This window comes from Streptomyces sp. (assembly GCF_035563135.1).
GTDB lineage: Bacteria > Actinomycetota > Actinomycetes > Streptomycetales > Streptomycetaceae > Streptomyces.
This window is the reverse complement of sequence record NZ_DATMVN010000842.1, coordinates 1-9,202: the sequence shown is the minus strand read 5'-3', so window position 1 is coordinate 9,202 and position 9,202 is coordinate 1. Positions and strand designations below refer to the sequence as shown.

Genomic DNA, 9,202 nt, shown 5'->3' with positions numbered 1-9,202 from the left:
TCACCCTTGGAGTTGCAGCAGTTGACACCGCTGTGGGCGCTGACCACGCGCGAGGGGTCGGCGGCCTGGACCCTTTCGGTGATCTTTCCGGTCTCGGTGCGGTCCCACTCGCCCCAGCCCTCGTTGAAGACGATCCAGGCGCCGATGGAGGGGTGGTTGTGCAGCTGTTCCATCATCTCGGCGCCCTGGTCGAGGAAGGCCTTCTGTCCCTTCTCGCCGGTGATGTTGCCGGAGACGAAGTCCTGCCACACCAGGAGACCGAGCTTGTCCGCGTGGTAGTACCAGCGGGCGGGCTCGACCTTGATGTGCTTGCGGACGGAGTTGAAGCCGAGGTCCTTCTGTGCCTTCAGGTCGAAGACCAGGGCGTCGTCGCTGGGCGCCGTGTTCAGGCCGTCGGGGTAGAAGCCCTGGTCGAGCTGGGCGAGGGAGAAGAACGGCTTCCCGTTGAGCACCAGCTTCTGGTAGCCGCCGACCTTCGCGACACCGAAGGAGCGCATGCCGAAGTAGCTGTCGACGGTGTCCCTGGACCGGCCGTCCTTGAGGGTGACCTGGAGGTCGTACAGGTACGGGTCGTCCGGCGTCCACAGGTGCTGCTCGCTCACCGGGAGGCTCAGCTCGCTGTTGGCCGGGCCGGTGACGGTGCCGACGACCTTGCCCTTCTTGTCGCGGGCGACAGCGGTGACCCGGGCCGACTCCGACGCGTTCCCGGAGTCGACCGTCAGGGCGAGCCGGCCCCCGTCGATGTCGGGCGTGGTCTTCAGCGAGTCCACGGCGGCCGGAGCGACAGGCTCCATCCAGACGGTCTGCCAGATGCCGGAGGAAGCGGTGTAGAAGATTCCGCTGGGGTTGGAGGACTGCTTGCCCGTGGGCTGGTCGGGTCCTGTGGTGTCGGTGACGGCGACCACGATCTCCTGGGGACCGCTGCCCTTGAGAGCGTCGGTGATGTCGGCACTGAAGGCGGTGTAGCCGCCGGTGTGCTCCGCGACCTGCTTGCCGTTGACCCAGACCCGCGCGTGGTGGTCGACGGCGCCGAAGTTGAGCTTCAGCCGGTCGTCGCTGTTCCGCTTGCCGACCGACCAGCTCCTGGGCACCGTGACGAGCTTGCGGTAGAACATGTGGTCTTCGTGGCGTTCGAGTCCGGAGAGCTGGGACTCGACGGGGTACGGCACGGTGATGCGCTCGTCGAGCTTCTTGCCGAAGACGGGCTGCTCGCCCGCCTCGGCCCCGGCGAACTCCCACGGCCCGTTGAGGTTCTTCCAGTCGTCGCGCACCTGCTGCGGACGGGGGTACTCCGGCATCGGATTCCTGGGGTCGGCCTTCTCGCCCCACGGGGTGAGCAGCCGGTGCGTGGAGAGGTTCTTCGCCCTGCGGCTGATCTCCGGGACGGTCTCGCCGCCGGCCTTCAGACCGCCCTCACCGTCGTAGACGAACTTGACCTGCTGGCCCTTCTGGACGGTTGCGCCCAGGGTGACGACGAGCGCCTTACGGTCGCCGGGCACCCTGGCGACCGACTTCACGGGCATCGGTGTGGTGTCCGCCTCGACGGTGAGGTGGTCCTTCACGTCCGTGATGCCGCTGACCTCGTGGTCGAAGGCCGCCTGCAGCTTCAGCCCGTTCCCGGCGACGCTCAGCCCGACCGGGTAGACCTCGAAGTCGGCCGGCGGGGTGAAGGCGGACTCCGGCACGATCTGCTTGGCGAGCTTCGCGCTGGACCAGCGCAGGAACATGTTCGCGCCGCCGGTGTCCTGGAACATCTCCAGCCGGAACGTGTGCGGTTCACCGGCCTTCAGGGAGACCGGCGCACTGGTCTGCTCCTTGTCCCAGTCCGGCTCCCAGTGGTCGATGACCGGCTTGTCGTCGATGAAGAGCCGGAAGCCGTTGTCACCGATGGCGGCGAAGGTGTAGTCCCCGTCCTCCGGAGCCTCGATCTGCCCCGTCCAGCGGGCGGTGGTGTGCTCGGTCCTCCCGGTGGCCGACTCGAACGCACCGGTCAGCCCGGGGAAGTTGATGTCCGGGTCGAGCGCCACGGCGCCGAGCTCCGCGAAGTCACGGGCGCCGGGGGCCGACATGGCGAAGTACTCGCCCTTGAGGCCGTGCACCTCGGTGGAGGGATTCTCCTTCACGGCCACCGGCGCGGCGGCGGCCTCCGCTGCGGGGGCTGCTGCGGCGGCGGGGACCAGGGTGGCCCCGATGGGGAGCAGCAGCGCCGCCGTGCAGGCGACTGTTCTGAGAAGTACGCGGGGGCGGGCTGGTTGTCGTATCAAGGCGTCGTCCTCGTCGAAGAAGCCGGGATGCCCCGAACCACGGGGCACTGCACATAGTCGAACATTGAGCCACAGCTCCAAACACCTGACAACGGTCGTGCACACAGAATTTTCAACGATAGAAAATCAGGCCCTCAGCGCCCTCGCTCCGGGCAGGCGGGACCCGGCGGGCGGCGTCGCGCCGCCCGCCGGGTCCTGGGCCCGGGCCGTTCGACGGGCTATCGCGGAAGATCCGCAGGCCCCGTGGCCCAGGAGGTGTTCGGCCTGTCGGAAAGTTGGTAGGCCAGGGTTCCTCCTCGGGTGACCAGCCCGGCGTCCGCCCAGGATCTGCCGGTCGCCCGCCCGTCGGCCCGCACCGCGTCGATGTACGGATGCGCCGCGTCGGCCTGCGGAGCGCTGATGCGGATGTCCCCGCCCTGCGGCCGGTCGAGCAGCGCGGACGGGAAGAGCGGCGCTCCGAGCAGCATGGTGGCGCTGCCCGGCGTCTGCGGGTAGAGGCCGAGGGCCGAGAAGACGTACCAGGCCGACATGGTGCCGAGGTCGTCGTTGCCCGGCAGGCCGCGCGGACCGGTCCCGTAGACCGTGTTCACGATCTCGCGTACGGTCTCCTGGGTCTTCCAGGGCTGTCCCAGCGCGTTGTAGAGCCAAGGGGCGTGGATACCCGGCTCGTTGGTGGGGTCGTAGCGCAGTGCGTCGCCGCCCTTGACCGACCAGGAACCGTCCGCCTTGTGGAAGAAGCCGTCGAGCCGCTTCGCCGCCACCTCCCGGCCGCCCATGGCCTCGGCCAGGCCCCGCACGTCCTGCGGGACCATCCAGGTGTAGGTGGCGCTGGTTCCCTGGGCGAAGCCCCGGTCGCCGCCGGGGCTGAAGGGAGTCACCCAGGAGCCGTCGAGGTTGCGCGCCTGGATGTAGCCGGTGGTTCCGGTGCCGTCGCCGGCCCCGGAGTTGAACACGTTGCGCCACCAGCGGCCGCGCTCCTCGAAGGCGTCGGCCTCCTCGTCGCGTCCGAGCAGGCGGGCCCACCGGCCGAGCGCCGCGTCGGCGACCGCGTCCTCCAGGGTCTCCGCGGCGCCGCCCCAGCAGTGGCAGACGTCGTGGGCCGCGTAGCGGGATTCCAGGTACTGGGCGAGGTTGGGCCGCTGACCGGTGCACTGGCCGGGGCAGCCCGCGTCGGAGAGGCCGTCGGGGTGGGGCACCGTGGCCTGGCGGGCCAGGGACCCGAAGGCGCCCTCGTGGTCGAAATTGCGTACGCCCATCGCGTAGAACGTGGCGAGGGTGGCGGCCGTGGGGTCTCCGGTCATCACATGCGTGGCACCGTTGACGTGCACCCAGCGGTCCCAGACGCCGTCGTTCTGCCGGGCGAAGTTGTACAGCGACTGGGCGAAGTCGCCCGCGATCCTCGGTTTGAGGAGCGCGAGCAGCTGGATCTGGGCGCGGTACTGGTCCCAGCCGGAGAAGTTGCTGTACTGCGCCTTCTGGCCGCGCGTCACCCGGTGCGGCTTCCCGTCCATGCCCGGGTAGCGGCCGTCGGTGTCGCTGATCAGGTTCGGCTGCATCAGCGAGTGGTACAGCGCCGTGTAGAAGGCGGTGCGCTGCGCCTCGCTGCCACCGCCGATGCGTACGGAGGCGAGCTCACGGTCCCAGGCGGCGGATCCCGCCCCGGCCACGTCGTCGACGCTCGCCCCCGGCGCGATCTCCTTGCGGAGATTGGCCTCGGCGCCGGCCTGGCTCACGTAGGAGATCCCGATCCGCATACGGACGTCGTCGTCGGCCGAGGTGTCGAAACCGACCCAGCCGCCGGATCCCCGCCCGGCCCGGTCCGCCCCGGTGGCGTACCCCTCACCCCCGCTCGCGCTGGTCGCACCCGGCGAAAGGGTGCTGTCGTGCCAGGTGCCCGTGGTGGCGAAGTCACGGTCGAAGGAAGCACTGAAGTAGAGCCGGTAGTAACTCTTGCGGTTGTTGGTGCCACCGTTGGCGCGCCGGCCGCAGAACGCCCCGGTGAGCACGGAGCCGGTCACCTTGCGGTGCGCGGCGTCGATCCCGATCTCGGCGTCCTCGCTGCCGTTGAGGGAGTTGGACGTCCGGAACAGCAGGTTGGCGGGCCTGCCCGCCGGGAAGCCGAAGTCGGCCACCCCCGCACGCTCGCTCACGGCGAGGTCCGCGGTGGCGCCGGAGTCCAGTCCGACGGTGTAACGGCCGGGCACCGCACGCTCGTTGTCGTGCGAGAAGTCCGACGCGTATACGGCGTCCTCGGTGTCGGCGGACGGCGAGGAGGTGACGTCACCGACGAACGGCATGATCGGCACGTCACCGGCGGCGCCGGGATTGCACCCGGCTCCGTTGACATGCGTGAGGCTCAGGCCGCGCATCCGGGTGACCCCGTACTCATAACCGTTGGCCGCCCCGGTGCTCGTCTGGTCCCCCGTGGTGCTGGTCGGCGACCAGGCGATCATGCCGTACGGACGGACCGCGCCGGGGTAGGTGTTGCCGCCGTTCGCCGTGCCGATCATCGGATCGACATGGGCGGTGGGCCGTGCGACGAGTGCGTCGGCCTGGGAGGCCGGCGGCAGGACGGCGCCGGCCAGCGCTCCGGTGAGGGCGATCGCAGCGGCCCGTGCGGCGGGACGCCGGGCCGCGGACGGTCTGGAGGGCATGTTCTCGGATACCTCCGGCAAAGGGGGACAACGTTGTCAGCACCATCCTGACGAGGGCGCGGGCAGCATCGGTCGATTCGCGGCCGAGCGTAGGTCGCCGGAGCGTGCGAGGGAATGCCGCGGATGGATCCCGCCGGTGAACGAGCGGTGAACGCGCCGCCGGAGCCGGACCGCTGACACCATGAAGGCCAAAAAAGGGAGTAAGCCCCGCACAGCCGCAGAAGGAGCACCGTGATCCGCTGGACGTACGCCTTCATCGACCGCCCCGAAGCCGTGGCCGGCCGCGCCGCCGCCTTCTGGAGCGCGGTCACCGGGACCGGCACCTCCACGCCGTGGGGCGAGCGGGGCGAATTCACCACCCTGCTCGCGGAAGCATCCGACGCCTGCCTGGTCGTCCAGGCGGTGGGCGGACCGGGTGGGGCACACCCCGATCTGGCGGTGGACGACATGCCCGCCTTCACCGCACTGGCCTGCCGGCTGGGCGCCGAGGCCGAGGCCCGGCATCCGGAGCTGGCGGTCCTGCGCTCCCCCGGCGGCCAGCCCTTCTGCGTCGTCCCCTGGCGGGGCCAGAAGACACGGCCGCCGGTCCTCACCGGCCCCGGTGGCACCGCGAGTCGGCTGGACCAGCTCTGCCTCGACGTGTCACCGGCGGCGTTCGAGGCCGAGGTAGGTTTCTGGGCCGCGCTGACCGGCTGGGACGCCCGCCCCGGCGCCCACCCCGAGTTCCACGTCCTTCGCCCGCCCCTGGACCTGCCCGTCCGTCTGCTCGTCCAGCGCCTGGACGAGCCCCGTCCCGCCTCGGCCCATCCGGATCTGGCCTGCTCGGACCTCGTGGCGGGCCGGGCCCTGCACGAACGGCACGGCGCCGAGTTCGTACGCGACGGCGACGGATGGACGGTGATGCGGGATCCTGCGGGCGGCGTCTACTGCCTGACGGGGCGGGCCCCGGTGACGGGCGAGTAGGTGCTCACGGCCCTGCCGGCCGGGAGGGACACCAAGGTGATCACCGGGCCGTGGACCGCGAGCGGGAACCGCTCGGTCACCTCGGCCCGCCCGATCTCCTGCCCTGCCGTGAAAGGGCGGGCCGGGCCCCGGGTGAAGGGGCCACGGCCCGCGGCACGCTACGGCGTGGTGATGCTCGGCCGGGGCGCGGCCGGCATCCCGCTGCCGATGGCGAAGCTGGGGTGCGGCGGCTGGTTGTACGCGGTGTTCTGCCAGGCCAGCGCTGTCCGGTACATGGTGTCGTGGAGCAAAGTGGTGATCTTCGTGCCGGTCTCGTGCGGCGTGGAGTAGATCCGCAGGGCCGTGTTGTTGGTGGTCGCCCAGACCACTTCCTCACGCCAGTCACCGAAGAGGTCGCCCGAGAGCGCGGGCGTGGCCTTGGTGCCGTTGCTGGAGTGGACCGATGCCCCGGTCAGCAGACGGGTGTCGGCCGACGTGCCGTACTTGTCGATGCGGGTGCCGTCGAGGAGCTCACGCGTCGTGTCGCCGTCCCACCAGGACAGGAAGTTGGAACTGGACGGCTTGCGGCTCGCGACCACGTCGCCCTTCGGACCGCGCACACCGGAGACGGCGGAGGACCAGGACTCGGCGCCGGCGCTGCCGGACCAGATGTCACCGGACACGCCGCGTCCGTTGTCGCCGCCCGCGGGCGTCGACCAGAGGATCTGGCCGTTCTTGGCGTCCGCCATCCACGAGGACGGCTTCGAGCTGTCCTCGGAGACCTTGAACTCCTCGAGACCGGCCCGGGAAGGATCGAGATCCCCTACGTGCATGGCGTCGCCGTGGCCGTTCTTCGTCGTCCACAGTCCGCTGCCGTTGTCGTCCACGGCCATGGCGCCGTACATGATCTCGTCCTTGCCGTCACCGTCGGCGTCGGCGACGGACAGCTGGTGGTTGCCCTGGCCGTCGTACCCCCTGCCGGAGTTGGTCGAGCTGTTCGTGTCGAAGGTCCAGCGGCGGGTGAACGCGCCGCCCCGCCAGTCCCAGGCGGCGATGACACTGCGCGTGTAGTAGCCGCGCGCCATGATCAGGGACGGCCTGGAGCCGTCCAGATAGGCCGTGCCGGCGAGAAAGCGGTCGACCCGGTTGCCGTAGGAGTCTCCCCACGACGACACCGTGCCGCGTGCGGGCACGTAGTCGACGGTGCCCATCGCCGCACCCGTTCTCCCGTTGAACATCGTCAGGAACTCGGGCCCGGACAGGATGTATCCGGATGAGTTGCGGTGATCGGCGGAAGAGCTGCCGATCACCTTGCCGGCGCCGTCCACACTGCCGTCGGCGGTCTTCATCGCCACCTCGGCCTGGCCGTCACCGTCGTAGTCGTACACCTGGAACTGGGTGTAGTGAGCGCCGGAACGGATGTTGCGCCCCAGGTCGATCCGCCAGAGCCGGGTGCCGTCGAGGCGGATGCCGTCGATGACCGTATGGCCCGTGTAGCCGGACTGGGAGTTGTCCTTGGCGTTGGTGGGCTGCCACTTCAGCACGAAGTCGAGGGCGCCGTCGCCGTCCAGGTCACCGACGGAGGCGTCGTTGGCCTCGTAGGTGTAGGCGACCCCGTCGGGTGTCGTCCCGCCGGCGGGCGGGCTGATCGGCACGTCCTTGTATCCGGCACGGAACTGGACCGCGTGTACGGAGTCGCTCTGCTCCACACCGCCGACGACCGCGCGCACCGTGTAGTCGGCGGTGGCGGGCGCGCCGGAGTGGAAGTAGTTCGTGGACGCGGTGACCGGCGAGGCGTTGACCTTGGTACCGGCTCGGTAGACGTTGAAGGAAACGTTGTCGGGGTCGGTACCCAGCCAGCGCCAGCTGACGAGGTTCCCGCTGTCGGTGTGCACGCTCACGACGCCGCGGTCGAGTGCCTCGGCCTGCCGGGCGGTGGCAGCCTGTGAGACGGGGCCGAGTGCGACGAGCCCGCCGGCGGCGAGCAGTCCGGCCGCCAGGGCGCCGATCAGCGCACGGGTGCGGGGGGTGCGGCGTCTGTGGCGGGGGCGGGAATCGGGGCGGGGAAGCAGAGGTTCCACGAGAGGCACCTTCTGGCCGGGGACGGCTTACGCCCCCTCAGTTGCTCCCGGAAGCCGAAAGGTTGCCGCCGGATTCCGTTTGTGTCCCGGCCGGCCGCGCCCGCCCCACGCCGGCCGCGTGCGCCGCGGCGTGGAGGGAGCGCAGGGCGAGCAGCAGGAAGCCGATGTCGTCGAGATAGACCGGGTCCGGCAGCAGGTCGACGGGCGATACGGTGTAGATCACCGACGCCCACACGAGCGCCTTGTTGTGCAGCGGGATGCCCGCGTCGACGAGGAGCCGTCTGGCCCGGACGACCCGTACCAGCAGGACGGCGGCGGCGCCCGCCGTGAGCAGCGCGAGCGCGCCGACGATGAGCCAGACCGAGGTGTCCATGCCTCATCGTCTCCCCGCGGGGCGGCCGGAGCGCGGAGGCGTCACCCGTGGCTCCTGGCCTGCTGCCGGGCGCGACGGCGCTTCAGAGCGCGGCGTTCGTTCTCGTCCGTGCCTCCCCAGACACCCGCGTCCTGATTGTTCTCCAGGGCCCAGTCCAGGCACTTCTCCTGCACGGGGCAGGCGCCGCAGACGGCCTTGGCCTCCTCGGCCTGTACGAGCGCGGGACCTGTGCTGCCGATGGGGAAGAACAGGTCGGGGTCCTCTTCGCGGCACGCCGCGTGCATGCGCCAGTTGTCCATGTCTCTCACTCCTTCTCGCAGAAAAAGGTCCGTCGGTCTCCGCTGGGTTCCGCTTCTTTTCGGTTCCGCACTGTGCGCGTGACCGTCATCGGGCGTTCGAAACCACAACGAGCCCGTTCTTCAAGGGTTTCCGGCGCTCCGGGGCGCATACGGCGAGGACGGGTCCGGGTGCGGGGCAGCAGCGCGCGCCGTCCAGCCGGTCGTGGCAGTCCATGACGGCGGCCGGCTCGTCGATGACGTCCGTCCGGGGGCCGGGGAATTCGAGAAGCGTTCGCTCACCGGTCTCCGGGGCCGGGACGCGCAACAGGTGCAGCGGTGGGGCACCGGCCATGGGGTGCGGTGGGAAGTGGAGGGGCGCCATCCGCGCCGTGAGGCGCCGACGGCGTGTGGCCTCCTCCGGCACGGCCTGGTGCCCGGCCGTCTCCCCGGGGCCGTCGGCGTGCGTGGGGTCACGAACGCGGCGCAGGAGGCCGCGCATCACCGGATCCGGTGCCGGAGGAGGCCACGCGACACGAAAGGCCCGGGCCCGGTGGCCTTCGGCGGGCCGGACGGCACGGGCGACGTCCTCAGCCTCCTGCCGGCGGCCGGG

6 protein-coding genes and 1 pseudogene are annotated in these 9,202 nt (G+C 70.7%); 1 reads left to right on the top strand and 6 read right to left on the bottom strand.

Annotated features, from left to right (window positions below):
• Both VN520_RS37360 and VN520_RS37355 read right to left on the bottom strand, forming a co-directional pair.
• Window positions 1-2,312: PA14 domain-containing protein (locus tag VN520_RS37360; protein WP_325751402.1), on the bottom strand; the 2,312-nt coding region annotated here is incomplete at its 3' end.
• 170 nt (window positions 2,313-2,482) lie between these two features.
• On the bottom strand, window positions 2,483-4,918 hold the full coding sequence (locus VN520_RS37355; protein ID WP_325751401.1) for a GH92 family glycosyl hydrolase: 2,436 nt from the start codon (window positions 4,916-4,918) through the stop codon (window positions 2,483-2,485).
• 231 nt (window positions 4,919-5,149) lie between these two features.
• Here VN520_RS37355 and VN520_RS37350 point away from each other — a divergent pair, with 231 nt between their 5' ends.
• Window positions 5,150-5,881, top strand: coding sequence for a VOC family protein (locus VN520_RS37350; protein ID WP_325751400.1), 732 nt, complete (start codon window positions 5,150-5,152; stop codon window positions 5,879-5,881).
• 158 nt (window positions 5,882-6,039) lie between these two features.
• Here the strand turns inward: VN520_RS37350 and VN520_RS37345 are convergent, their stop codons facing one another.
• From VN520_RS37345 to VN520_RS37330, 4 genes and pseudogenes are all read right to left on the bottom strand, one after another.
• Window positions 6,040-7,941: a rhamnogalacturonan lyase gene (locus VN520_RS37345; RefSeq protein WP_325751399.1), complete on the bottom strand. Its 1,902-nt coding sequence runs from the start codon at window positions 7,939-7,941 to the stop codon at window positions 6,040-6,042.
• A 37-nt stretch (window positions 7,942-7,978) separates the two neighbouring features.
• A complete protein-coding gene (locus VN520_RS37340) occupies window positions 7,979-8,314 on the bottom strand; it encodes a YkvA family protein (protein WP_325751398.1) in 336 nt (111 codons plus the stop codon).
• Window positions 8,315-8,355: 41 nt separating this feature from the next.
• Window positions 8,356-8,613, bottom strand: coding sequence for a WhiB family transcriptional regulator (locus VN520_RS37335; RefSeq protein ID WP_325751397.1), 258 nt, complete (start codon window positions 8,611-8,613; stop codon window positions 8,356-8,358).
• Window positions 8,614-8,698: 85 nt separating this feature from the next.
• Window positions 8,699-9,202: pseudogene (locus tag VN520_RS37330) on the bottom strand (hypothetical protein); the annotation flags it as partial.